Here is a 23,767-nt window from a genome sequence, read left to right on the forward strand (position 1 = left end):
AGTCTGACAGGCGCCCGCGTAATCTGGAACCGCGATGGCGAATCTTCTGGGCGCGGATGCGCTCCACCTCGAGTACCCGACCAAAGTGGTCTTCGATTCCGTCTCCCTCGGCGTGAACGAGGGCGACCGGATCGGCATCGTCGGCCGCAACGGCGACGGCAAGTCCAGCCTGCTCGGCATGCTGGCCGGCACCCGCGAACCCGACTCCGGCCGCGTCACCCGGCGTGGCGGCGTCCGCGTCGGCGTGCTCACGCAGACCGACCTGTTCGACGACGAGGACACCGTCGGACATGCGGTCGTGGGCGATACGCCCGAACACGTGTGGGCGGGCGACCCCACGGTCCGCGACATCCTCGCGGGCTTGCTGGCCGACCTGCCCTGGGACGCCCGCCTCGGCGAACTGTCCGGTGGGCAGCGGCGGCGCGTCCAGCTCGCGCAGCTGCTCGCGGGCGAGCACGACGTGCTGGCGCTCGACGAGCCCACCAACCACCTCGACGTCGAAGCGATCGAGTGGCTCGCCGGACACCTCAAGACCCGCTGGCCCGCGAACCAGGGCGGCCTGCTGATGGTGACCCACGACCGGTGGATCCTCGATGAGGTGTGCACCGCGACCTGGGAGGTGCACGACCGCATCGTCGAGCCCTTCGAGGGCGGCTACGCCGCGTACATCCTGCAGCGAGTCGAGCGCGACCGGCAGGCCGCCTCGATCGAGCAGAAGCGGCAGAACCTGGCGCGCAAGGAGCTCGCCTGGCTGCGCCGCGGCGCCCCGGCCCGCACCAGCAAGCCGAAATTCCGGATCGACGCCGCCAACGCGCTGATCGCCGATGTGCCCGAGATCCGCAACAAGACCGAGCTGGCCTCGCTCGCGGTCTCGCGCCTCGGCAAGGACGTGGTCGACATCCTGGACGTCTCCGTGAGCTACGGCGATAAGCAGGTGCTCTCCGATATCGAGTGGCGCATCGCGCCGGGCGAGCGCACCGGCATCCTCGGCGTGAACGGCGCCGGCAAGTCCACCCTGCTCGGGCTGGTCGACGGCGGCACCGAGCCCACCTCCGGCACCGTCAAGCGCGGGAAGACCGTCAAGGTGCAGACACTCACGCAGCGACTCGATGAGTTGGAAGATCACTTGGTTGTGACAGCTTGGGTAGGCCCCGGTTCGACGGCTTGACTTGGACCCGTTTGCGACTCGCCGGTGGTGTTGCGGCGGTTTGATCTGGCCCCATCTGATGGTTGCTCGTGAACATCGTTTCCGAGCTGAAGCAGGTGGTGGTCGATGATGGGATCGAAGGTGGAGCTGTTCGCGCAGATTCGGCGGGATGCCCGGGTCGAGGGCATGAGTATCCGGGCGTTAGCCCGGAAACATGGTGTGCATCGTCGGACGGTGCGGCAGGCGTTGTCGTCGGCGGAGCCGCCGCCGCGGAAGACGCCGGAGCGGTCATCGCCGCGGTTGGATCCGTTCAAGGCGGCGATCGATGCGATGCTGCGGTCGGATCTTCAGGCTCCTCGGAAGCAGCGGCATACGGCGACGCGGATCCGGGAACGTTTGGCGATCGAGCACGGCGCGGTCGAGTTGTCGTATTCGACGGTGCGGGACTACGTGCGGGTTCGGCGGGCGCAGATCGAGGTGGAGGCCGGACGGCGCACGGAGGTGTTCATCGCTCAGGATCACGCGCCGGGTGCGGAGGCGGAGGTCGACTTCGGCGAGGTTTGGGTGATCCTGAACGGGGTCAAGACCAAGTGCCACATGTTCGTCTACCGGCTCTCGCATTCGGGCAAGGCCATTCACCGGGTCTATCCGATCGGCGGGCAGGAAGCGTTCCTCGAAGGACACGTGGAGGCGTTCCGCGAGCTCGGTGGGGTCCCGACCCGGCACATCCGCTACGACAACCTGACCTCGGCGGTGGTCGCGGTGCTGCAGGGCGGGGACCGGCGCCGGCAGGAGAACCCGCGCTGGACGTTGTTTCACTCGCACTACGGGTTCGATCCGTTCTACTGCCAGCCTGGTATCGCCGGGGCGCATGAGAAGGGTGGCGTTGAGGGCGAGGTCGGTTGGTTTCGCCGCAACCGTTTGACCCCGATGCCGCAGGTGGAGTCCCTTGATGAGCTCAACGAGCAGATCAAAACTTGGGAAGCGCGCGATGAGGGCCGGCGTATCGACGGCCGACTGCGGACCGTCGGCCAGGACTACCAGCACGACCGGGCTGCGCTGGCTCCGTTGCCGGTGGAGGATTTCGACCCTGGTCTGGTCCTCACACCGCGGGTGGACCGCTCGGCGATGATCACCGTTCGGATGGTCCGCTACTCGGTGCCGGCGCATCTGATCGGCCGCCGAGTCCGCGTCTCCCTGCAGGCCTCTCAGCTGCTGGTCTACGACGGCCGCGCCCTAGTCGCGCGGCACCAGCGCGTCGCCGGCCGCGGTATCGCGAAGGTCGACCTCGACCACTACCTCGAGGTTCTCAAGTTCAAACCCGGCGCCCTGCCGGGATCAACAGCGTTGGCTCAAGCCCGCGCAGCGGGGGTGTTCACCGCCAGCCACGACGCGTTCTGGGCCGCAGCCCGAAGAGTGAACGGTGACGTCGACGGCACCAGCGAGCTGATCGACGTGCTGCTCTTGCACCGCAGCCTGCCCGCGGACGCGGTGACTGCCGGCATCGACGCTGCATTGCGGGTCGGGGCGGTGACCGTCGAGGTGGTCGCGGTGGAGGCCCGCCGCGCAGACGCAGCACTGCTGACCACTAGCGACATGACGGGTGGGGCCAGCTCGGGTCGTCATCGCGTTCGCCACGCTGATCGGCGTGAGCAACGAGTTGTCAGCCTCACCCAACGACGCCTCGCAGACCCGGCCGCGGTGATCGCCGGCCTCCCACCTGACCGACGGCCACTACCGACGGTCGCCGCCTACGACCGGCTCCTCCGTCGGCGCACCGCCTCAGACGCTCCACCACCACCGACTCCGGAAAGGCACCCATGAGCACCACCACCTCGAAGTCCCAGGCCACCACGCTGGCGCCATCACTGCGGCGCCGCGGAGGTCTCACCGAAGAAGCCGCGATCGCTGCCGTTGACCAAGCCTGCCGACGCCTGCGGCTACCGACGGTGCGGTCGATGATCGACCAGCACCTCGCCGCCGCGGCCAAGCAACAGCTCTCGTATCAGGGGTTCCTCGCCGAACTCCTCCTGGCGGAGGTCGATGACCGCGACCGGCGCTCGACTGTTCGCCGCGTGAAAGCCGCCGGGTTCCCGAGGGATAAGTGGTTGGCGGACTTCGACTTCGACGCCAACCCCGACATCGAGGCCGCCACCATCCACCAGCTCGCCACCGGCGACTGGATCCGCCACGGCCTGCCGCTCTGCCTGATCGGCGACTCCGGAACCGGCAAATCCCACCTGCTGATCGGATTGGGAACCGCCGCCGCTGAGCAGGGCTTTAGAGTCCGCTACACCCTCGCCACGAAACTGGTGAACGAGCTGGTCGAAGCCGCTGACGACAAGCAGCTCGCCAAGACCATCAACCGCTACGGCCGCGTTGACCTGCTCATCATTGACGAGCTCGGCTACATGGAACTCGACCGCCGCGGCGCCGAACTGCTCTTCCAAGTCCTCACCGAACGCGAGGAGAAGAACAGCGTCGCGATCGCCTCCAACCAATCCTTCTCCGGCTGGACCGACACCTTCACCGACCCCCGGCTCTGCGCCGCCATCGTCGACCGGTTGACCTACCGCGGCACCATCATCGAAACCGGCACCCACAGCTACCGACTCGCACACACCGAGGGGGCGGCAGAGTTCTGACAGACGGGCATGACTCGCTGACTTCAACGGCACTCGATACGGTGGCGGGTATGGCGATAACGCGAGGCACCGAGCGGTTCGCGCTGCTGGCGGAGCAGACGCAAGCCGCTGCCCGGCGACGGGGGATTGCGGTCACCGACGAGGTGATCGATCAGATCCTCAACGCCGAAATTGAGCGGGTGGCCAAGTTGATGGGAATCGAACCTCGCACAGCCCTGCTATACACGCCTGCGGATCTGCCGCTGACGTTGGCAGAGATGATCGCAGCCACCCACCACCAGTAACCGGGTGCCAGCACTGACCAGCGGTGTTATCGCTGGTTGAGCACTGCGCGGGCGGTAGCAGCGATACCGTCGTCTGTTCCGCGCACGTGCCATCTATCGCGGTGCGTATCGGTCATGCTCTCGAGGATCGTGTAGGTCGGGCTCGTCACGGGCAGCATCATCGGGTAGCGGTTGGCGCCGCCGGTTCTCCATCCTGCTGCGTAGAGCAGGTCACTGACCTCTTTTCGCCAGTTCTCCACCGGTGTTCCGCTCCCGACCACGGCAAGCAGGAGCCATCCGGCCTCACGATCGAAATCCTTGGTACCGCAAGGAAGCCGTCCCACGATGTGTTCCCACAACGCTGTGGGGTCACCGCCGATGCGACGAGCAGCCCGGGTTGGGCTGATCCTGCCCTTGCGGACACTGAGTAGCCCCACCGCCTGCGCCGCTTCACGCACCGTCGCCACCGGAGGCGTGAGATCCTCCCGGTTCGCCTTTCCCATCCACCAGTTCGCGATGCCACTGCGCTGCGCGAACCGCTCGACCACAACAGGCGGGAGGTAACCCGCGGCGGTGAGCTTGACCCCCTCACCGACTTCTTCGAGCAGCAGACGGTAAGGCTCGGTGAGCCGTTCAGCTTCCGCGGCGGACACACTGGCCTGGCCGTGCGACTGCGGCCGCGCGAGCACCCCCTGCAACAACGAGCTGCCCTGCATCGTCAGCCGATGGGCGATCTGCCCCAGTTCACCGTGGCCTGGAGCCAGAACCGAAGCAGGATCGAAAAGAGCGAGCGTGATGGCGGCATTGGCGTCATCGACGTCGAAGACATCCGGGTCCCAGCCCCCAGGGAGCCAGTCGTTCGCCTCCTCCGCGCTGCCGAAACTGTCAGGAAGGTGCGCCGCGTCCCTACCCTTGCGAACCCACAGTGCTACTTCATGGAACCCGCCCAGACCACCGCAGTCCTCAGGCGGGCACGCGTTCTTCCCCGCCACACACAGCGACGCAGACGGACAGGTGTCGAGGACCTGCTCAACCTTGAGCTTGTGCTCCCAGCCATCGCCAAAGTCGTACTCGTACCACAGCTCGTCACCCACGCCCGCGATGACCTGATCGAGCCGGACATCCTGCTCCAGCACCCCTTCCTCGCCCTCGCTGACATCGAATGCCGTCAGGAAGGCCGGAGAACGATGATCGCTGCCTGTCCTGAACTTGTGCAGGTGACAGTCGTACCAGCCCATCGCCGCCTGGATCACCTCGTGCACAGCAGAAAGTGTCAGATCGCCGGGCAACTCCAGCCGCCGCCACACAGGAGGCTTCGCGCCATGCAGATCCAACCGGACACGAAACCCGACCACCCGGTCAGGCACAGGTAGCAGCGTCGGCTGCCGCACCCGCGTCAGAGCATCGACCTCTGCAGCGAACCGCGCGTTCACCACCGCATCAAGCACAACCCGTCTCTCCTGCGGGCTCAGCCCCTCCACATACTCGCGGGCCACAGCAGACAGATCCTCGACCATGCCCCCCAGTCAACCAGGACTCGACACAACCCGCCCCACCGCGAACCAGACTACGCCCGGGGCCAAATCAAACCGTCCCAGTGGGGCCACTCCCAGTTGACATAGCCAATCACTGGGACGATCCGGTACGGGTGGTTCTGGCGGACCTCGCCACCAGTTTCACGGTGGGCTCGGGATCGAAGGCGCAGGAACTCACGCCCTCGCAGCTGCTCGAACGCCTCGGCTTCGCCGCGGCGCAACTCTCGACGCCGGTCAAGGACCTCTCGGGCGGGCAGAAGCGCCGACTACAGCTGCTACTGATCCTGCTCGACCAGCCGAACGTGCTCATCCTCGACGAGCCGACCAACGACCTGGACACCGACATGCTGGCCGCGATGGAGGACCTGCTGGACTCGTGGCCCGGCACGCTGATCGTGGTGAGCCACGACCGGTACTTCCTGGAGCGGGTGACCGATCAGCAGTACGCGATCCTCGACCGACGGCTGCGGCACCTGCCGGGCGGCGTCGACGAGTACCTCGCGCTGCGTCGCGCACAGCAGAACACGGTGTCGGCCGCGGCCGCGGCACCCGCGGAGAAGGCGCCGTCGGGCCTGAGCGGCGCCGAGCTGCGCGCGGCCCAGAAGGAAGTCACCTCGGTCGAGCGCCGGATGGCCAAGCTCACCGAGCAGATCGACCGGGCGAAGATCGCGCTCGCCGATCACGACCAGGGCGACTACGCCGGTCTCGCCGACGAGATGAAGAAGATCGCCGCGCTGGAGGACGAGCTGGCCGATCAGGAGACCCGCTGGTTCGAGCTCACCGAGGCGCTCGACGCCTGAGCGGCATCAGCGCAGCACTTCGGCGCCGGGCACCGGACCCGAGGCGACGCGCACCGTCCGGCAGACGCCCGCACCGGCCAACTCCGAGCCGACCTCGACGGCGGATTCACCGTTGATGCACAGGAAGGCGCACGTCGGGCCACTGCCGGAGACGATACCGGCGAGCGCCCCGGCCTCCATCCCCGCGCGCAGGGTGCGGCGCAGGCCCGGTTGCAGCGAGAGCGCGGCGGCCTGCAGATCGTTGGCGAGCAACGGCGCGAGCCGGTTCGGATCGCCCGAGGCGACGGCCGCGAGCAGATCGTCGGGGCTGCCGGCGCGAGGCGGGTCGCCGGCTTCGCGCAGCCGGTCCAGTTCGCGATAGACCGCCGGGGTGCTCAGACCCTCGCGGGCCAGCGCCAAGGTCCAGTGGAACTCCCCGCGGGACAACGCCGGAATCAGTTGCTCGCCGCGACCTGTTCCCAGTGCGGTACCGCCGTGCAGCGAGAACGGCACATCGGAGCCGAGTGTCGCGGCGATCTCATCGAGTTCGGAACGGGACAGGTCGAGGTGCCACAGGGTGGCTGCGCCGAGGAGCGCAGCCGCCGCATCCGCCGAACCGCCGGCCATCCCACCCGCGACCGGAATCCCCTTGGCGATCTCGATCCGCACCGCCGGGTCGAGTCCGTACCGCTCGGCGAGCGCGGCGACCGCGCGGGCGGCGAGATTGGTGGAGTCGGTGGGCACATCGCGCGCGCCCTCTCCGGACACGTGCAGACTGAGCTCGTCGGCGCGCGCGAGGGACACCTCGTCGTGCAGGGACAACGCCTGGAAGACGGTCTGCAACTCGTGGAAACCGTCGGGGCGCACATCGCCGACGCCGAGATGCAGGTTCACCTTCGCGGGCGCGCGAACGGTGAGCGACGGGGGTACCACGGACAGCACGCGGTCCAGACTACGGGGCGCAGGCCCGATCGTCGCCGAAGCCGGTCCGCTCGTTCTTCGCTCGCGCGATCGCCGCGAACTGGTCGACGGTGAGCTTCTCGCCGCGCTCACGCGGGTCGACGCCCGCGGCCACCAACGCCTCCTCAGCGAGGGCGGGGGAACCCGCCCAGCCGGACAGCGCCGCCCGCAGAGTCTTGCGGCGCTGCGCGAATGCACCGTCGATCGCCGCCCACAGGTCGGCGCGGGGCACATCGGGCCGGTCGGCGGGGTCGTGCAGATCGATCCGGACCAGCCCCGATTCCACATTGGGCTCGGGCCAGAAGACCGCCCGCCCGACGGTACCGGCCTTGCGCACGGCGCCGTAGTAGGCCGCTTTGACCGACGGGACGCCGTACACCCGGGAGCCCGGGCCGGCAGCGAGCCGGTCGGCCACCTCGAGCTGCACCATGACCAGCACGGTACGCAGCGTGGGCACCTCGGCGAGCAGGTGCAGCAACACCGGTACCGCGACGTTGTACGGCAGGTTCGCCACCAGCACCGTGGGAGCACCGCGATCACGGCCCGTCGCGGCGACCAGCTGCTCACCCGTCACCTTCAGCGCGTCCTCGCCGATCACCGTGAGGTTGCCGGCGAGCTCGGGAGCGCGGTCGCCCACTGTCTGCGGAAGTTGCTGCGCCAGTACGGGATCGATCTCGACGGCGGTCACCGCTGCGGCGGCGTCGAGCAGCGCGAGGGTCAGGGAGCCCAGGCCGGGACCGACTTCGAGGGCGATGTCGTCGGGTCGCACGCCCGCGGCGGCGACGATCTTGCGCACCGTGTTCGGGTCGTGGACGAAGTTCTGCCCGAGCTGCTTGGTGGGCCGAACGGACAACTGCCCGGCCAGGCCGCGGATCTCCGCGGGGCCGAGCAGTCGAGCCTGATTCTTGAATTCGGCGCCGGTCACAACGGCTGAGTCTACTTACTCCGAGTTGCCGGACAGGCCCAGCTTCGACGAGCAGGACGGCCACGCGCCCCAGCCCTGCGCCTTGAGCGTCTTGCGCGCGATGTCGATCTGCTCCTCGCGGGTCGCGAGGTCGGCGCGCGGCGCGTACTTGCCGCCGCCGTGCCGCAGCCAGGTGCCGTAGTCGAACTGCACCCCGCCGTAGAAGCCGTTACCGGTATTGATCGACCAGTTGCCGGTCGACTCGCACTGCACCAGCTTGTCCCACACCGAACCCTGGGGCACGTACGGCGCACCCGGGGCCGTGCCCACGGCGGTCACGCCCGGGACACCCGGCTCGGTGACCGTGGACGAGAGCTTCTCGCGGGAGACGACCTTGCCGTTCACCACGTGCTCGCGGTACTGCACGTCCTGCTTACCGGGCTTACCCGGATCCTTGATCTCGGTCTTGCCGTTGGTCAGCTTCGGATCGTCGATCTTCTTCGGCGGCGCCGTATACGGCTCGGAGACGGTGACGTCCGTGACACGGTTGCGGACCACGTTGATGGTCATGCCGGGGCGGATCGGGGCCGACGCGGCGGGAGTCACCGAGTCCTGCTGGATCAGCGGGGCGCCCATCTTGGCGAGGTATTCGCCCACGGTGCGGCCGGCGGCGGAGGCCTCGACCTTCGTGCCACTATCGGTGACCACCAGCGGAACCGGGGTGACCACGGAGACGGCGGCACCGTCGAGCGGGACCGGTGCGTCGGCGGGAACCGAGACGAAGTTCTTGGGATCCCCCAGGCCGGCGGAGGCGAGCGCCGCCCCCATCGACAGGTCGGTGGTCTTGACGGTGCGCACGGTGCCGTTGACGTTGACCGCGATATCGCGGGCGTGCTGCACGGTGATCGGCTGGTCGGAGGAGACCGACTGGTTCAGCGCCGGGGTCACCTTGTCGTCCGCGCCGGCGGCGATACCCGCGGAGTTGAGGATCGACTTCACCGAGCGGCTCATCGTGGAGACCTCACGCGGCTGGCCGTCGACGGTGACCGTGACTTCGGTGTACATCGCGGCCGCGGTACCGCCGCCGGCCATCACGGCCACCAGCATCGCACCGGTCAGGGCGCGGACGGGGCCGTTCTCCAGGCGGGTCGCTACGCCCTGCAGACGGGACTTCGACGGTGCCGACTCGGTCTCGGGCGCCTCGTCGGTCGCGGGCTCCTCGACGGTCGCGGGCTCCTCGACGGTGGCGGGCTCGGCCTCGGCGGTCGCGATGTCGGCGGCCTCGTCGCCGTAGACCTCGGCCTCGAGGTCCAGGATCTCCTGGTCGACCTGGAGGTCGACGGTGCTGCCGTCGATTCCGGAGATGCGCCGCTGCACGCGAGCGACATCGAATTCCGCGGTGCGCTGACCGGTGGCGGGGAGGACTTCGGGGCCCGACTGGGCGCCGTCTCGCTGATCCGCCGTTGTGGTGTTGTCTGCGTCGAGCTCAGGCACTATGACTTCCCGGATGGTGGACTGCGAGTGATCACGTGGCGACGTTTCGGTCGCCGTTACATCACGGTACGGTAACGGAGAAGCTGGCGCCATGCCAGTCTCCATTCATATTCGCAGGTCAGAAGCGTGGCCCGAAGACACGCTCGGCGGTCGCGGTGGTCGAGGCCGCAACCTCCTCCGGGGTGCTCCCGCGCAGCTCCGCGAGGAATCGCGCGGTGTACGGGATGCAATAGGACTCGTTCGGAGTGCCACGGAACGGGTGCGGGGTGAGATAGGGGGCGTCGGTCTCGACGAGGAACTGATCGTCGGGCACCAGACGCGCGGCTTCCTGCAGGTCCGTCGCGTTGGAGAAGGTGACGGTGCCGGAGAAGCTCAGCACGTAGCCGCGCTCGACGCACTCACGGGCCATCGCCGCATCGCCGGAGAAGCAGTGGAAGATCACCGTCTCCGGCGCACCGAACCGCTCCAGGTCGGCCAGGATGTCGGCATCGGCATCGCGATTGTGGATCATCAGCGGCTTGTCGAGCCGCTTCGCGAGGTCGATGTGCCATGCGAAGGCGGTGTGCTGCTGATCCGGTGTCGCCACGTCTTCGCGCTTGCCCAGCCAGTACCAGTCGAGGCCGGTCTCTCCGATGGCGACGCAGCGCGGGTCGGCGGCCAGCCGCTCCAGTTCCTCCGGCGCGCCGTCCAACTCCAGCTGGTGCGCGTCGGTCGGGTGCAGAGCCACCGCCGCGTACACCCGTTCGTCCCAGCGCGAGGCGTCGATCACGTACCGGGCCTGCTCCAGGTCACAGGCGACGGTGACCACACGATCCACGCCCACCGACGCGGCGCGGTCGACCAGGGTGCGCACGTCCTCGGGGGTGCGAGCCCGGCAGCCGTCGAGGTGCGTGTGGGCATCGACCAGACCGCGCAGCGGTTCGGGCAGCGGAGGCGGCGGCTTCTTCTTCCCCATGCCTGTCATTGTTCCCCCACGTACGCCTGCGCCCGACACGGGGACTGTTTCGATCCGTTCCTGTTTAATCCGGTGTTAAGCGCCCGCGAAGCAGTAGCTGGTCGACTCGGCGCAACCGAACCGAGGAGCACATCCCATGAAGAAGTCCGTCCTGCCGGTGCTGGTCGTCGCGAGCGCCGTGCTCGCCGCGTGCGGCACCACCGTCACCGGGGAACCCGGCGCGGCGCCGAGCGCCTCGTCGTCCACCGTGGCCGCACCGTCGGTGGCGGTACCCGCCGGCCTCGATACCGGCACCTACCCGACCACGCCCCGCACCATCGCGCCCGCGTCGAACGAGACCGCGCGGATCGTCGAGGGTAACCGGATGGCGGACGCACTGATCCAGGTCGACCAGATCGATCCGCGCCTGACCATCGGCGGCGCCGCGCTGCGCTCGTTCCCGGTGCTCAGCGGCATCCAGCTCAACCAACGTGTTCCCGACGCGACCTATGACGCGTTCACCGACAACCAGATGCAGGTGGGCATGACCACCACCCGCGGCGACGCACTCGAGAACCCGACGGTCGCGGTACGCGTCGGCCTGTACCGGTTCGAGAGCCCGCAGAACGCGATCAAGGCCGTCGAGGCGATCCGGAAGGCCACCACGGCCGCGCCGCCGGTGACCATCACCGGCGCGCCGAAGGTACTGGCCAGCGAGTTCAAGAAGGGCACCGTCGACAGCTACCTCGCCGAGGGACAGTTCGTGATCAACGTCAGCGGCACCGGGCCCACCACCGACGCGGCTACCGCCTTCGTGAACAAGGCCTACCAGCTCGAACTTCCCAAGCTCCGCTCCTTCACACCTACGCCGAACGACAAGATCGCCGCCCTCCCCGCCGATAAGGACGGCGTGCTCAGCCGGACCCTGCCGCTCGCCAGCAGCGAACAGGATCCCGAGCTGTCGACCGGGTACTTCGGCCTCGATGGTCTGCTGCACCGGATTCCGGACATCTCCCAGGCCGGCCGCTACCGCGACGCCGGCATCGACCTGGTCGCCCAGGCGGGCAGCGTGGTGTATCGCACGAAGGACGACCAGGCGGCTATCGCTCTCGCCAGGTCGCTGGCGGCGAAGGACAAGCCGATCGCCCAGATCGCCGGACTCCCGTCCACGGTGATCTGCGGCAACGACACCGCCTCCGGCTATTTCCGTTGCTACGTGCCGGTCGGCCGCTACCTGGGCACTGTGAACGCACGGAACGAGGCGATCGCCAAGCAGATGGGCGCCGCGCAGTTCGCCGTTCTGGCGAACGCGCGGTAACCCGGGCGAGGTGTGGCCTAGTCGGCGTCCGGCTCGACGTAGCGCGGGAACACGCCCTGCGGCTTCGGTAGGGCGGTCCCGGGCCGCAGCCGGGTGGCGACGGCCTCGAAGGTCCGCTCGTCGCGCGGCTGCTCCAGCAGGGTGAGCAGTTCCTCCGTCGACTCCGGCATCACCGGCTGCAGCAGCAGCGCAACCTGGCGGACCACCTCGGCGGTCACGTACAGCACCGTCGCCATCCGCGCCGGATCGGACGCCTTGAGTTTCCACGGCTCCTGCGCCGAGAAGTAGCGGTTCGTGTCGGCGAGCACGGCCCAGATCGACTCCAGGTACAGGTGCAGCGCCTGCTGGTCGACGTGGCGCCGCACCGTCGCGAGCAGGTCGTCGGCTTTGGCCAGCAGCGCCGTGTCGTCGGCGGTGAACTCGCCCGGAGCGGGGACGGTTCCGGCGCAGTTCTTATTGATCATCGACAGCGACCGCTGCGCCAGGTTGCCGAGCTCATTGGCTAGGTCGGCGTTGATCCGGCCCACGATGGCCTCGTGGCTGTAGCTGCCGTCCTGGCCGAAACTGACCTCGCGGAGCAGGAAGAAGCGCACCGCGTCGAGGCCGTAGGCGGCGATCAGCTGGTACGGGTCCACCACGTTGCCGACCGACTTGCTCATCTTCTCGCCCTTGTTGAACAGGAATCCGTGGGCGAAGACTCGCTCGGGCAGCTCGATCCCGGCGCTCATCAGGAAGGCCGGCCAATACACGGCGTGGAACCGGATGATGTCCTTGCCGATCATCTGCAGGCGCGGCGGCCAGTACCGGGCGAACTGCTCGGACGAGGTGTCCGGGTAGCCGGACCCGGTGAGGTAGTTGGTGAGCGCGTCGACCCAGACGTACATGACGTGATCGGGGTCGCCGGGCACGGGAACGCCCCAGTCGAACGTGGTGCGGCTGATCGACAGGTCTTTCAGGCCGCCCTTGATGAAGCTGACGATCTCGTTGCGGCGGGTCGCGGGCTCGAGGTACCCGGGATTCGTCTCGAACAGCTCCAGCAGCTTGTCTTGGTACGCCGACAGGCGGAAGAAGTACGAGGCCTCCTCCGTCCACTCCACCGGAGTACCGGTCGAGATCGCGGCGCGGGTGCCGTCCTCCAGCAGCGCGGTCTCGTCCTCGGCGTAGTACGCCTCGTCACGCACCGAGTACCACCCGGCGAAGGTGTCGAGGTAGATGTCTCCGCGTGCGGCGAGCTTCTCCCAGATCGCTTGCGAGGCCGCGTAGTGATCGGTGTCGGTGGTGCGGATGAACCGGTCGAACGTCGAGCCCACCGCGCGCTGCAGCGCCTCGAAGGCGGCCGCATTACGGTCGGCGAGCGCCTTGGTCTCGATGCCCTCCTTGGCGGCGGCCTGCTGCATCTTGAGGCCGTGCTCGTCGGTCCCCGTCAAGAAGAAGACGTCGAAACCGTCGAGCCGCTTGAACCGCGCGATGGTGTCGGTGGCGATGTACTCGTAGGCGTGCCCGATGTGGGGCACGCCGTTCGGGTACGCGATCGCCGTGGTGACGTAGAAAGCCTTGTCTGCAGCCATGATGGGCCCAGCTTATCGGGGTGCCGCAAGCCCGTTTGCGCAGCACCCACCCCGATTCGAACCTGCTCAGGCGGAGAGGACGCCGTCCACCGGCACCGCGTCGAGGCTCTCGACGGCACCGTCGGCGGTGAGCCGGAAGCGGGCGATATCGCGGCCGTACTGGACGTAGACCACGCCGTGGTCCACGCCGATCACGGTGGTATCCGCGGTGGGTTCGGATGCCGCGGTGCCGGCGCTCTCGCCGTCGACGTAGAACCGCACTTGGCTGCGGGCGCCGCCGTGCGCCACGTGCACCCAGGTCAGCCGGCCGCCCAGCGCGGCACCTCCGTCGATCACGCGATTCATGGTCACCCTCTGCTCATGTCGGCCATTCGAAGTTCGTCTCCACCCTCTCGCCCCGGGCGGGTCGCGCACATCGGGAGAACCACCCATATCCGCCCTGAGACGGCATGGCACGATGGCGCGGTGCATCCGGTCGAGCTGTTGCGGGCGCTGCGCGGGCGCGGCCTGCGCCCCGCGGCGCTGCTCGGATCGTGGGGCGGATTCACCGCGGTGGTGGCGCCCACCCCGGTACTCGCCCCCGGCCGCCTACCCGACGGTGCGCCGTGGCTCGGGCTGATCGGATATCCCGACCAGGTGCACAGCGACCGCCGCCTGCTGCCGGAGGTGATCGGCGGCGACCCCGGCCCCTTGCTCTTGCGGCGCGGTGACGGCACCTGGGAGAGCACCGATCCCACCTTTCGGATCCCGACGGTGCCGGGCCCCGCGGCGCCGTGGTCGGCCGCGTGGCGGACGCCCCCCAGGCGCGATCACCGGGCGGCGGTGCTGGCCTGCCAGGAGGCGATCCGGGCGGGTGATGTGTACCAGGTGAACGTGTGCACCCGGTTCGACGGCGACCTCGACGGCGATCCGCTGGACCTGTTCGCCGATATAGCCGCTCACACCTCGCCCGCGAAAGCTGCGTACTTGGAAGGTGATTGGGGCGCGGTGGCCTCGTTCTCGCCCGAGACCTTCCTCACCGAGCGGGACGGATTGCTCACCGAACGCCCGATCAAGGGAACACTTCCGCTGCACCAGCCACCGGAACGGTTGCGTGCCAGCATCAAGGACGTCGCGGAGAACGTGATGATCGTGGACCTGGTGCGCAACGATCTGAGCCGGGTCGCCGAAACCGGCACCGTCCGTACCCCGGAACTGCTGCGGATCGAGGCCGCGCCCGGGGTGTGGCACCTGGTCTCGGCCGTGACCGCGCGCCGCCGCAGCGACGCCTCCCGTGCCGATCTACTGGACGCGACCTTCCCTCCCGCGTCGGTCACCGGCACCCCGAAGCTCGCAGCCCGCGAGCGGATCACCGACTGGGAGAAGCACACCCGCGGCAGTTACTGCGGCGCGATCGGCATCGACCATCCCAGCACGGGTCTGGACCTGAACGTGGCGATCCGCACCGTCGAGATCCGCGACGGGCACCTGCGGCTGGGGGTCGGCGGCGGGATCACGATCGACTCGGACCCCGACGCGGAGTGGCGGGAGTGCCTGGACAAGGCGTCGTCGATCGTGGGATATCCCTCTCAGGAGGGATGACGGGCGGCGCTCGTCGCCCGCACGCTCGAACCATGATCGACTTCCGCGACGGTGCGGTGCGCACCGTTCTCCTCGTGCTCGGCGTCGCCTTCCTCACGGGACTGGCATTCGGCGGATGGCTGTATATGCACCGCGATCCGCAGGTCGCCGGGTTCGTCGGGTGGACCGCTGCGTGGCCGCAGCACGCCGCCGTGGCCGCGATCGGTGCGGCGCTCGTCGTCTACGTCGTGCGGCACCGCTGGCAGCCGCGCCGCCCGGCGCTGACGGCACTGCGGATCACGGTGGCGCTGCCGCTGCTCGGGTTACTGGTGTTCGCCGCCTTCCGCGCCGGCGTGCAGGTGCTCGCCGGACTCGACCCGAATTTCACGGTGAACGCGTGGGGCGGTCCCAGCTACCTCGGCGCGATGGCCTGCCACTACCTGGACCTCGCGGTCGGCGCCATCGTGGTGGCTGGGCTGCTGCGACTGATCCTGACTCAGCGCGCGGCGAGTGCCGCCTGATAGAGGTCGCGCCGTGATGCCCCGATCTGCGCGGCGACAGCCGCACAGGCGTCCTTGAGGCGCTCCCCCGCAGCGACCCGGCGGAGCACCTCGGCGACGTGATTCGCCGGGTCGGTCGACGCGGGTGCGGCACCGGCGATCACCACGGTGATCTCGCCACGCACTCCGTCGGCCGCCCACGCGGCGAGCTCGCCGAGACCGCCGCGCCGCACCTCCTCGTAGGTCTTGGTGAGCTCCCGGCACACCGCCGCCCGGCGGTCGGCACCGAGCACCTCGGCAGCATCGGCGAGCGTCTCGGCGATGCGGTGCGGCGATTCGAAGAAGACGCACGCACGCCGCTCGGTGACGAGTTCGCTGAGCCAGCTGCGGCGCGCGCCGGGCTTGCGCGGGGCGAAACCGTCGAAACAGAACCGTTCGACGGGCAGTCCCGACAACGCCAGCGCGGTGGTGACCGCCGACGGCCCGGGCAGGCACGTCACCGGATGCCCGGCGTCGACGGCCGCGGCGACCAGGCGGTATCCGGGATCGGACACCGACGGCATGCCGGCGTCGGTGATGAGCAGGACGCGGGCGCCGCCCGCGATCTCGTCCAGAAGCTGCGGGATGCGGCCCTGCTCGTTGTGGTCGTAGAAGCTCAGTACCCGGCCGCGGAGCTCGACACCGAGCGCAGCGGCGAGGGTGCGGGCGCGCCGCGTGTCCTCCGCCGCCACGATGTCGGCCTCGCCCAGCGCCGCGATCAGTCGCGCGGTGGCATCACCCGGGTTACCCATCGGTACCCCGGCCACCACCAGAACACCCGCACCGCCCTGCACCTCCGGGGATCCCACGAGTTACACCCTACGATGGGGCGGGTGACCGCACTGGCAACGCCCGCTGACGAGCGCCCTCCAGTACGGGCCGTCGTGAGCCCGGGCCCGACGCTGCCGCCTGCCGTCTTCGGCGCGAGCGACCGCGGTTTCGGCTGGGTGGTGACTCTGGCCGTGACGGCGCTGGCCGCGGCGACGCGGCTGTTCATGCTGAACTACCCGAGCAATGACGGCTTCCTCGGTACGCGGGCGGTACAGACCCCGGTCTTCGACGAGAAGCACTACGCACCCCAGGGCTGGCAAGTGCTCGACAGCGGCCGGTGGATCGAGGACAACCCCGGCTTCGGGTTGATCGTGCACCCGCCCGTGGGTAAGTGGATGATCGCGATCGGAGAGTGGCTCTTCGGTTACGGCCCGATGGGCTGGCGTGTGATGTCCGCGGTCTGCGGAATCGGCCTGGTGTTCCTGGTGGTGCGTGCGGCGCGCCGGCTCTCCCGGTCGAGCCTGATCGGCGGCCTCGCCGGCCTGTTCCTGGTGTGCGATGGCCTGACCATGGTCTCGTCCCGGGTGGCCCTGCTCGACATCTTCCTGGTGTTCTTCGGTTTCGCCGCGTTCTCGATGATCCTGGTGGACCGCGACCGGATGCGCGAACGGCTGCACCGGGCGGCGACCGAAGGTCGGATCGACGATTCTCCGTACGGACCGCGGCTGGGCTTTCGCTGGTGGCGGTTCTCGGCGGCCCTGATGGTGGGGCTGGCGTGCGGAGTGAAGTGGTCCGGCCTGTATTTCCTGATCGGCATCCTGGCGCTCTCGCTCGCCTTCGATGTGGCGAACCGGCGCGCCTACGGGGTGCAGAAGCCGTGGCTGGGCACCCTGCTGCGGGATGTGGTGCCGTCGGGCATGTCGCTGGCCGTGACCCCGGTGCTGGTGTACCTCGGTACCTTCTGGGCCTGGTTCGCGTCGGAGACCGCGGTCTTCCGGTACGCGGTGGGCAATCAGGTGCCCACCGGCGGTGCTCTCAGTTGGCTACCGGATTCGCTGCGCTCACTGATCTACTACGAGCAGACGATCCTCAGCTTCCACGACGGCCTCACCAATTCGGCGGGCAATCACCATCCGTGGGAGTCGAAGCCGTGGACCTGGCCGATGGGCCTGCGTCCGATGCTCTACCACTACACCTCCGATCAGGCCGGTGGGATGTGCGGCGACGGGCCGTGTGTGCGCGCGGTGATGGCGGTGGGCACACCTGCGCTCACCTGGATCGCGGTGCCGGTGGTGCTCTGGGCGCTGTGGAAGATGGTCGTCAAACACGACTGGGCCTACGCCGCGCCGGTCACCATGTACTTCGCCACCTACCTGCCGTGGTTCATCAATCTCGACCGGCAGATGTACTACTTCTACGCACTCACCCTGATGCCCTTCCTGTGCATCATGATCGCGTTGATCTGCCGCGAGGTGATGGGGCTGGACGGCCGGTCGCAGTACTTCGGCGTCGAGCGCCGGCAACTGGGCCAATGGGTGGTAGTCCTGTACACCACGCTGGTGGTGCTCAACTTCGCCTGGTTGTGGCCGATCCTCACGGCGGCGCCGATTCCGGTGTGGTGGTGGCGGCTCGAGCTGTGGCTACCGAGCTGGCAGTAGCGGCGCGTCACGCAGTGACGACGACCCTGGTCTCGCGGGCCAGCAGCCACGCCACGGCGGCGAGCACGCAGAGGATCGCGGTGACCACGAACGCCCAGGTGTAACCGAAGTATTGGGCGATCACGCCCGCCAGGAGGGGGCCGCTGATGGTTCCGGCATCCTGCGCCATCTGGTACGACGAGAGTGCACTGCCGCCGCGAGCCTTGCCGTGCAGCACATCCGCGAGCGAGGCCTGGATGGTCGGAGCGACGAGACCGGTGCCGAAACCGGCGAGCACCGTCACCGCGAACGCGACCACCACCGAATCGGTGCATCCCAGCGCGGCGGTACCGACCGCGATCACCAGCATGCCGGTCACGATGAACGGGCGACGGCCGAACCGGTCGGACGCCCGGCCCGCCGGGAACATCGCGAGCACGTCACCGAGTGCGTACGCCGCGAGCGCGTAGCCCGCGATGGCGGCGGGTTGACCGAGCACATCGGCGAAGAAGAGCGGGAGCAGCGAGACCCGCATGGAATACACCCAGCCGAAGGTCACCGCGGTGAACAGCGCCGCCCGGTAGGCGGAGTCGCGCAGCGCCGCACGCACCGTTGTCCCCGGTCCCGAATCTTCTGCCGCGGGCTGGGCCAGCCGGGAGTTGCGCAGCGCGAGCCACACCACCGCGGTGGCGACCACGAGAGCCACGGCGTACACCACGAAGGGCACGCGCAGGCCGAAGCCCACGAGGGCGCCGCCGAGCAGCGGCCCGCAGATACTGCCGACCACGAAGCTCGAGGAGTACACCCCGGCCACCCGGCCCCGGATCTCCGCCGGGGCGATCCGGATCATCAGTCCCATCGCCGACACCGTGAACATCACCGAACCGACGCCACCCAGGCCGCGGAAGAGCAGCAACTGCCAGTAGGTCTGGGCGAAGGCCACCGCGAGGGTCGAGGCGGCCACGATGAGCAGGCCCGCCATGTACACCGATCGCTCGCCGAGGCGGCGCACCAGCGGGCCGGTGGCGGGTGCGAAGGCGAGCCGCATGATGGCGAACACGCTCACCACGGCGGAGGCCGCGGTGATGCTGACATCGAAGGTGCGGGCGAACGCGGGCAGGGCGGGCGCGACGACGCCGTAGCCGAGGGCGATCACGAAACTGGCCGCGACCAGCACCCACACCTCCGCCGGGATCCGCTGCCGTGGGGTCGGGCTGGCGGTGGGTTCGGTCACCGAAGAATTATCCGTCAAGAAGGCGTTAAGACCCGCATGGGGGCCGTTAACGACGGCCGTTGTCGTCCGATTCGAGGTGTCTGGTGGAGCCCATGGACATCTCCAACGCGTTGGCCCTCGCGGCCGCGATCCTCACCCTCGCGTACCTGCTCTACGCGCTGCTGCGCCCGGAGCAGTTCTGATGGGAAACACCTCGTCGGGCATCCTGACGATCGTGACGCTGGTCGCCGCCCTGGCGATCTGCTACCGCCCGCTGGGCGACTACCTCGCTCACGTGGTGACCACGACCCGGCACTGGCGGGTCGAGCGCGCCGTCTACAAGATCGTCGGCGCTGACCCCGAGGCCGAGCAGGGATACCGCACGTACGCGGTGGCGGCCCTGGCGTTCAGCGCCGTGAGCATCATCGCGCTCACGATCCTGCTGCTGGCCCAGGGCCTGCTGCCCGGCTTCCACCCGCGGCAGTGGCGCTTCGATGAGGCTCTGAACACGGCGATCTCGTTCGTCACGAACACCAACTGGCAGTGGTACGGCGGCGAATCGATGGCGAACCTCGTCGCGCAGGCCGTGGGGCTGGCGGTGCAGAACTTCGTCTCCGCGGCGGTCGGCATCGCCGTCGCGGTGGCACTGATCCGTGGCTTCGTGCGCTCGCGCACCGACCGGCTCGGCAACTTCTGGGTGGACCTGACCCGCATCACAGTGCGCGTGCTGCTGCCGATCTCGGTGATCGGTGCGGTGATCCTGCTGGCGCAGGGCGTGGTGCAGACGCTGTGGCAGCGCACCGAGATCGCCACGATCGACGGCGGCAAGCAGGTGCTCACCGGTGGCCTGGTCGCCTCCCAGGAGGTGATCAAGCTGCTGGGCACCAACGGCGGCGGCTACTTCAACGCGAATTCGGCGCACCCGTTCGAGAACCCGACGGCGACGACCAATCTGTTCCAGATCTTCCTGATCCTGCTGATCCCGGTGGCGTTGCCCCGGATGCTGGGCAACCTGGTCGGCAGTCACCGGCAGGGTTACGCGATCCTCGGCGCGATGGGGGTGATCTTCTCGATCTCCCTGGCGATTTCGACCTGGTCGCAGCTAGCCGGACAAGGCACCGCGCCGCGTGCGGCGGGCGCACCGCTGGAGGGGCAGGAATTGCAGTTCGGGCAGTGGGGCACAGCGCTGTTCGCGACGGCCACGACGAGTACCTCGACCGGTGCGGTGAACGCCTCGCACGACAGTCTCACCCCGGGCGCCGGCGGCGCCGCACTGGTGAACATGCTGCTCGGCGAGGTCAGTCCCGGCGGGGTCGGCTCGGGCCTGTACGGCATGCTGGTGATCGCCGTACTCACCGTGTTCCTGTGCGGCCTCATGGTGGGCCGCACCCCCGAGTATCTGGGCAAGAAGATCGGCCGGCAGGAGATCACCCTTGCGGCGCTGTACATCCTGGTGATGCCGGCATTGGTCCTCGTGGGCACGGCATCGACCGTGATCCAGGACCAGGGCACCGCCGCGATGGCCAACGACGGTCCGCACGGACTGTCGGAGGTGCTGTACGCCTTCGCCTCCGCCGCCAACAACAACGGCAGCGCCTTCCCCGGGCTGTCCGTGGACACCCCGTGGTTCAACTACACCCTCGGCGCCGCGATGCTGCTCGGCCGATTCGCTCCGATGGTCGCGATCCTCGCGCTCGCCGGTGCGCTCGCGAAGCAGCATCCCGTGCCGACCACCGCGGGAACCATCCCCACCCACCGCCCGCTGTTCGTGGGCCTCACCGTGGGCGTCGTGGTGCTCGTGGCCGGACTGACGTTCGTGCCCGCCCTCGCGCTCGCGCCGATCTCGGAGGTGACCCGGTGAGCGCTGCGCTGCGCCCGGCTGAACTGAAGTCCGCGCTCCCCCGCGCGGTCGCCAAGCTCGATCCCCGCACGCAGATCCGCCAGCCGGTGGTGTTCGTGGTGTGGCTGTCCTCGGTGTACACCACGGCGCTGGCCGTCGTGAACCCGTCGGTGTTCGCGTGGTCGGTCACCGTCTTCCTCTGGGCGACGGTGCTGTTCGCGAACCTCGCGGAGGCCGTCGCCGAGGGACGCGGCCGGGCCCAGGCCGAATCGCTGCGGAAGGCGAAGACCGAGACGGTGGCCCGCCGCAAGACCGCGACCGGTGAGGAGCAGGTCGCCGGATCCCAATTGCACGTGGGCGATCTGGTGATCGTCGAAGCGGGCGAAGTGATCCCCGGCGACGGCGATGTCGTCGAGGGTATGGCCACCGTCGACGAATCGGCGATCACCGGCGAATCCGCACCCGTGGTCCGCGAATCCGGCGGCGACCGGTGCGCGGTGACCGGCGGCACCCGGGTGCTGTCGGACCGGATCGTGGTCGAGATCAAGACCGAACCCGGCAAGAGCTTCATCGACCGGATGATCGGCCTCGTCGAGGGCGCGAACCGGCAGAAGACGCCCAACGAGATCGCGCTCAACATCCTGCTCACGGTGCTCACCATCATCTTCCTGCTGGCCGTGGCCACGCTACAGCCGATGGCGATCTACTCCGGCGGCCAGATCGACATCGTGGTGCTGGTAGCGCTGCTGGTGTGCCTGATCCCCACCACGATCGGGGCGCTGCTCTCGGCGATCGGCATCGCCGGTATGGACCGGCTGGTGCAGCGCAACGTGATCGCCAAATCCGGACGCGCCGTGGAGGCCGCCGGCGATGTGTCGACGCTGCTGCTCGACAAGACCGGCACCATCACCTACGGCAACCGCCGGGCCACGTCCTTCCACCCGGTCGCGGGTGTCGACGAGTACACGCTCGCCGGGAACGCGCTCCTGGCCTCGCTGGCCGATGAGACGCCGGAGGGCCGTTCCATCGTCGACCTCGCCGAGGCGCAGGGGCACGAGGTCCCGACGGTGCAGCTCGGCACCGTTGTGCCGTTCACCGCGCAGACCCGCATGTCCGGTGTGGACCTGCCCGATGGCACCCGAATCCGCAAGGGCGCCTCCGCCGCCGTGCTCGCCTGGGTGGCGGCGGAGCACGGCAGCACCGAGACGCTGGGCGCGGTAGACATACGGCTGATCGTCGACGAGATCTCGGCATCCGGCGGCACCCCACTGGTGGTGGCCTACGCCGAACCCGGCGCGGCGCCGCACCTGCACGGCGTGGTGCACCTCAAGGACGTGGTCAAGGAAGGCATGGCCGAGCGGTTCGCGCAGTTGCGCGCCATGGGCATTCGCACCGTGATGGTGACCGGCGACAATCCGCTCACCGCGAAGGCCATCGCCGACGAGGCCGGCGTCGACGACTACCTCGCCGAGGCCACTCCGGAGGACAAACTGGCGTTGATCAAGCGGCAGCAGGAGGGCGGCCGGCTGGTCGCGATGACCGGCGACGGCACCAACGACGCGCCCGCGCTGGCGCAGGCCGATGTGGGCGTCGCGATGAACACGGGCACCTCGGCCGCGAAGGAGGCCGGGAACATGATCGACCTGGACTCCGACCCGACGAAGCTGATCGACGTGGTGGAGATCGGTAAACAATTGCTCATCACCCGCGGTGCGCTGACCACCTTCTCCATCGCCAACGACGTGGCGAAGTACTTCGCGATCATCCCCGCGATGTTCGTACCGCTCGCCCCGCAGCTCGACGTGCTCAACGTGATGCGGCTGTCCAGTCCGCAGTCGGCGATCCTCTCGGCGGTGATCTTCAACGCGCTGATCATCGTGGCGTTGATCCCGCTCGCCATGCGCGGCGTGAAGTACACCGCCAAGGCGGCGGACAAGCTGCTCGCGCGGAACCTCACGATCTACGGCCTCGGTGGAATCGTGGTGCCGTTCATCGGAATCAAGCTCATCGACCTCGTGGTCTCGCTGCTGCCGGGCCTGTCCTAGGAAGGGACGAGAAAAGACATGAACGACGTCTTCAGTACCGCACCGCGTCAGCTCCTCGCCGGACTGCGCATGTTCGCCGTACTCACCGTGATCCTGGGCGGAATCTTCCCGCTGGTGATCTGGGGCGTAGGACAGGTGGCCTTCTCCAATGCCGCCAACGGCTCGCAGATCGAGCGTGACGGCCAGGTGGTCGGCTCGAAGCTGCTGGCGCAGGAGTTCGACGGTCCGCAGTGGTTCCACGCGCGGCCCTCGGCATCCGACTACGACACCACCGCGACCGGCGGCTCCAACCTCGGCCCGTTCAGCGACAAGCTGGTGGCGCAGATCGAGGAGCGGCGAGCGCGGATCGCGGCGGAGGACTCCGTTCCCGGAAACCCCGTGGCGCCCGCCGAGGTTCCCGCCGATGCGGTGACCGCCAGCTTCTCCGGCGTCGACCCGTACATCTCCCCCGCGTACGCGCGGCAGCAGGTGGCGCGCGTCGCACAGGCGCGCAACCTCAGTGCCGAGCGGGTCACCGCGCTGGTCGGTGAGCACACGCAGGGCCGTCAGCTCGGCTACCTCGGGCAGGAACGGGTTAATGTGGTGACTCTGAACCTGGCCCTGAGCTCGAAGTAG

At 68.7% G+C, this 23,767-nt stretch carries 20 protein-coding genes and 2 pseudogenes; 13 read left to right on the forward strand and 9 right to left on the reverse strand.

Annotated features, from left to right (window positions below):
• Nucleotides 1-34: 34 nt before the first annotated feature.
• The 4 genes and pseudogenes from TPAU_RS16115 to TPAU_RS16130 form a co-directional block, all read left to right on the forward strand.
• Nucleotides 35-1,129 (forward strand): annotated as a pseudogene (locus TPAU_RS16115) (ABC-F family ATP-binding cassette domain-containing protein); the annotation flags it as partial.
• Nucleotides 1,130-1,276: 147 nt separating this feature from the next.
• Nucleotides 1,277-2,971 (forward strand): IS21 family transposase, encoded by a 1,695-nt coding sequence (gene istA, locus TPAU_RS16120; RefSeq protein WP_041944211.1) that lies wholly within the window; start codon nt 1,277-1,279, stop codon nt 2,969-2,971.
• Nucleotides 2,968-3,792: an IS21-like element helper ATPase IstB gene (gene istB, locus TPAU_RS16125; RefSeq protein WP_013124931.1), complete on the forward strand. Its 825-nt coding sequence runs from the start codon at nt 2,968-2,970 to the stop codon at nt 3,790-3,792. The genes istA and istB overlap by 4 nt, the downstream gene beginning before the upstream one ends.
• 50 nt (nt 3,793-3,842) lie before the next feature.
• Complete coding sequence (locus tag TPAU_RS16130) at nt 3,843-4,076, forward strand: hypothetical protein (RefSeq protein ID WP_013124932.1); 234 nt, start codon at nt 3,843-3,845, stop codon at nt 4,074-4,076.
• Nucleotides 4,077-4,102: 26 nt separating this feature from the next.
• Here TPAU_RS16130 and TPAU_RS16135 read toward each other — a convergent pair whose 3' ends face one another.
• Nucleotides 4,103-5,572, reverse strand: coding sequence for a plasmid pRiA4b ORF-3 family protein (locus TPAU_RS16135; protein ID WP_041944212.1), 1,470 nt, complete (start codon nt 5,570-5,572; stop codon nt 4,103-4,105).
• Nucleotides 5,573-5,670: 98 nt separating this feature from the next.
• Here TPAU_RS16135 and TPAU_RS16140 point away from each other — a divergent pair.
• Nucleotides 5,671-6,390 (forward strand): annotated as a pseudogene (locus tag TPAU_RS16140) (ATP-binding cassette domain-containing protein); the annotation flags it as partial.
• Nucleotides 6,391-6,396: 6 nt separating this feature from the next.
• On the opposite strand, the gene TPAU_RS16145 reads toward TPAU_RS16140, so the two are convergent.
• The 4 genes from TPAU_RS16145 to TPAU_RS16160 form a co-directional block, all read right to left on the reverse strand.
• Nucleotides 6,397-7,311, reverse strand: a complete 915-nt coding sequence (locus tag TPAU_RS16145; protein WP_041944471.1) for a 4-(cytidine 5'-diphospho)-2-C-methyl-D-erythritol kinase — start codon at nt 7,309-7,311, stop codon at nt 6,397-6,399.
• Nucleotides 7,312-7,321: 10 nt separating this feature from the next.
• Nucleotides 7,322-8,254: a 16S rRNA (adenine(1518)-N(6)/adenine(1519)-N(6))-dimethyltransferase RsmA gene (gene rsmA, locus TPAU_RS16150; RefSeq protein WP_013127818.1), complete on the reverse strand. Its 933-nt coding sequence runs from the start codon at nt 8,252-8,254 to the stop codon at nt 7,322-7,324.
• Nucleotides 8,255-8,269: 15 nt separating this feature from the next.
• Nucleotides 8,270-9,727, reverse strand: a complete 1,458-nt coding sequence (locus tag TPAU_RS23745; protein ID WP_013127819.1) for a resuscitation-promoting factor — start codon at nt 9,725-9,727, stop codon at nt 8,270-8,272.
• Between the two features lie 118 nt (nt 9,728-9,845).
• Complete coding sequence (locus TPAU_RS16160; RefSeq protein ID WP_041944472.1) at nt 9,846-10,682, reverse strand: TatD family hydrolase; 837 nt, start codon at nt 10,680-10,682, stop codon at nt 9,846-9,848.
• Nucleotides 10,683-10,818: 136 nt separating this feature from the next.
• On the opposite strand from TPAU_RS16160, the gene TPAU_RS16165 reads away from it, so the two are divergent.
• The gene (locus tag TPAU_RS16165) at nt 10,819-11,979 is read left to right on the forward strand and encodes a DUF7373 family lipoprotein (protein WP_013127821.1); all 1,161 of its coding nucleotides are present in this window, start codon (nt 10,819-10,821) and stop codon (nt 11,977-11,979) included.
• Nucleotides 11,980-11,996: 17 nt separating this feature from the next.
• Here the strand turns inward: TPAU_RS16165 and metG are convergent, their stop codons facing one another.
• Both metG and TPAU_RS16175 read right to left on the reverse strand, forming a co-directional pair.
• Nucleotides 11,997-13,547, reverse strand: coding sequence for a methionine--tRNA ligase (gene metG / locus TPAU_RS16170; RefSeq protein ID WP_013127822.1), 1,551 nt, complete (start codon nt 13,545-13,547; stop codon nt 11,997-11,999).
• A gap of 66 nt (nt 13,548-13,613) precedes the next feature.
• The gene (locus tag TPAU_RS16175; protein WP_147291104.1) at nt 13,614-13,898 is read right to left on the reverse strand and encodes an LppP/LprE family lipoprotein; all 285 of its coding nucleotides are present in this window, start codon (nt 13,896-13,898) and stop codon (nt 13,614-13,616) included.
• Between the two features lie 114 nt (nt 13,899-14,012).
• On the opposite strand from TPAU_RS16175, the gene TPAU_RS16180 reads away from it, so the two are divergent.
• Nucleotides 14,013-15,128: an aminodeoxychorismate synthase component I gene (locus TPAU_RS16180; RefSeq protein ID WP_013127824.1), complete on the forward strand. Its 1,116-nt coding sequence runs from the start codon at nt 14,013-14,015 to the stop codon at nt 15,126-15,128.
• Between the two features lie 32 nt (nt 15,129-15,160).
• On the forward strand, nt 15,161-15,628 hold the full coding sequence (locus tag TPAU_RS23315; RefSeq protein WP_013127825.1) for a hypothetical protein: 468 nt from the start codon (nt 15,161-15,163) through the stop codon (nt 15,626-15,628).
• Here the strand turns inward: TPAU_RS23315 and rsmI are convergent.
• Complete coding sequence (rsmI, locus tag TPAU_RS16190; protein ID WP_013127826.1) at nt 15,604-16,455, reverse strand: 16S rRNA (cytidine(1402)-2'-O)-methyltransferase; 852 nt, start codon at nt 16,453-16,455, stop codon at nt 15,604-15,606. The genes TPAU_RS23315 and rsmI overlap by 25 nt on opposite strands.
• 15 nt (nt 16,456-16,470) lie before the next feature.
• On the opposite strand from rsmI, the gene TPAU_RS16195 reads away from it, so the two are divergent.
• Nucleotides 16,471-18,075, forward strand: coding sequence for a dolichyl-phosphate-mannose--protein mannosyltransferase (locus TPAU_RS16195; protein ID WP_013127827.1), 1,605 nt, complete (start codon nt 16,471-16,473; stop codon nt 18,073-18,075).
• A 7-nt stretch (nt 18,076-18,082) separates the two neighbouring features.
• On the opposite strand, the gene TPAU_RS16200 is transcribed toward TPAU_RS16195, so the two are convergent.
• Nucleotides 18,083-19,288: an MFS transporter gene (locus TPAU_RS16200; protein WP_013127828.1), complete on the reverse strand. Its 1,206-nt coding sequence runs from the start codon at nt 19,286-19,288 to the stop codon at nt 18,083-18,085.
• 92 nt (nt 19,289-19,380) lie between these two features.
• Here TPAU_RS16200 and TPAU_RS22470 point away from each other — a divergent pair, with 92 nt between their 5' ends.
• The 4 genes from TPAU_RS22470 to kdpC are packed head-to-tail and all read left to right on the forward strand — an operon-like array spanning nt 19,381 to nt 23,767.
• The gene (locus TPAU_RS22470; RefSeq protein ID WP_083773875.1) at nt 19,381-19,470 is read left to right on the forward strand and encodes a potassium-transporting ATPase subunit F; all 90 of its coding nucleotides are present in this window, start codon (nt 19,381-19,383) and stop codon (nt 19,468-19,470) included.
• On the forward strand, nt 19,470-21,128 hold the full coding sequence (gene kdpA / locus TPAU_RS16205; protein WP_013127830.1) for a potassium-transporting ATPase subunit KdpA: 1,659 nt from the start codon (nt 19,470-19,472) through the stop codon (nt 21,126-21,128). Before TPAU_RS22470 ends, kdpA begins: the two co-directional genes overlap by 1 nt.
• Entirely contained in the window at nt 21,125-23,152 is a 2,028-nt protein-coding gene (gene kdpB, locus TPAU_RS16210) for a potassium-transporting ATPase subunit KdpB (protein WP_013127831.1), read from the forward strand. The genes kdpA and kdpB overlap by 4 nt, the downstream gene beginning before the upstream one ends.
• An 18-nt stretch (nt 23,153-23,170) precedes the next feature.
• Entirely contained in the window at nt 23,171-23,767 is a 597-nt protein-coding gene (gene kdpC / locus TPAU_RS16215) for a potassium-transporting ATPase subunit KdpC (RefSeq protein WP_013127832.1), read from the forward strand.

The sequence above is a fragment of the Tsukamurella paurometabola DSM 20162 genome, from assembly GCF_000092225.1.
GTDB classification, from domain to species: domain Bacteria; phylum Actinomycetota; class Actinomycetes; order Mycobacteriales; family Mycobacteriaceae; genus Tsukamurella; species Tsukamurella paurometabola.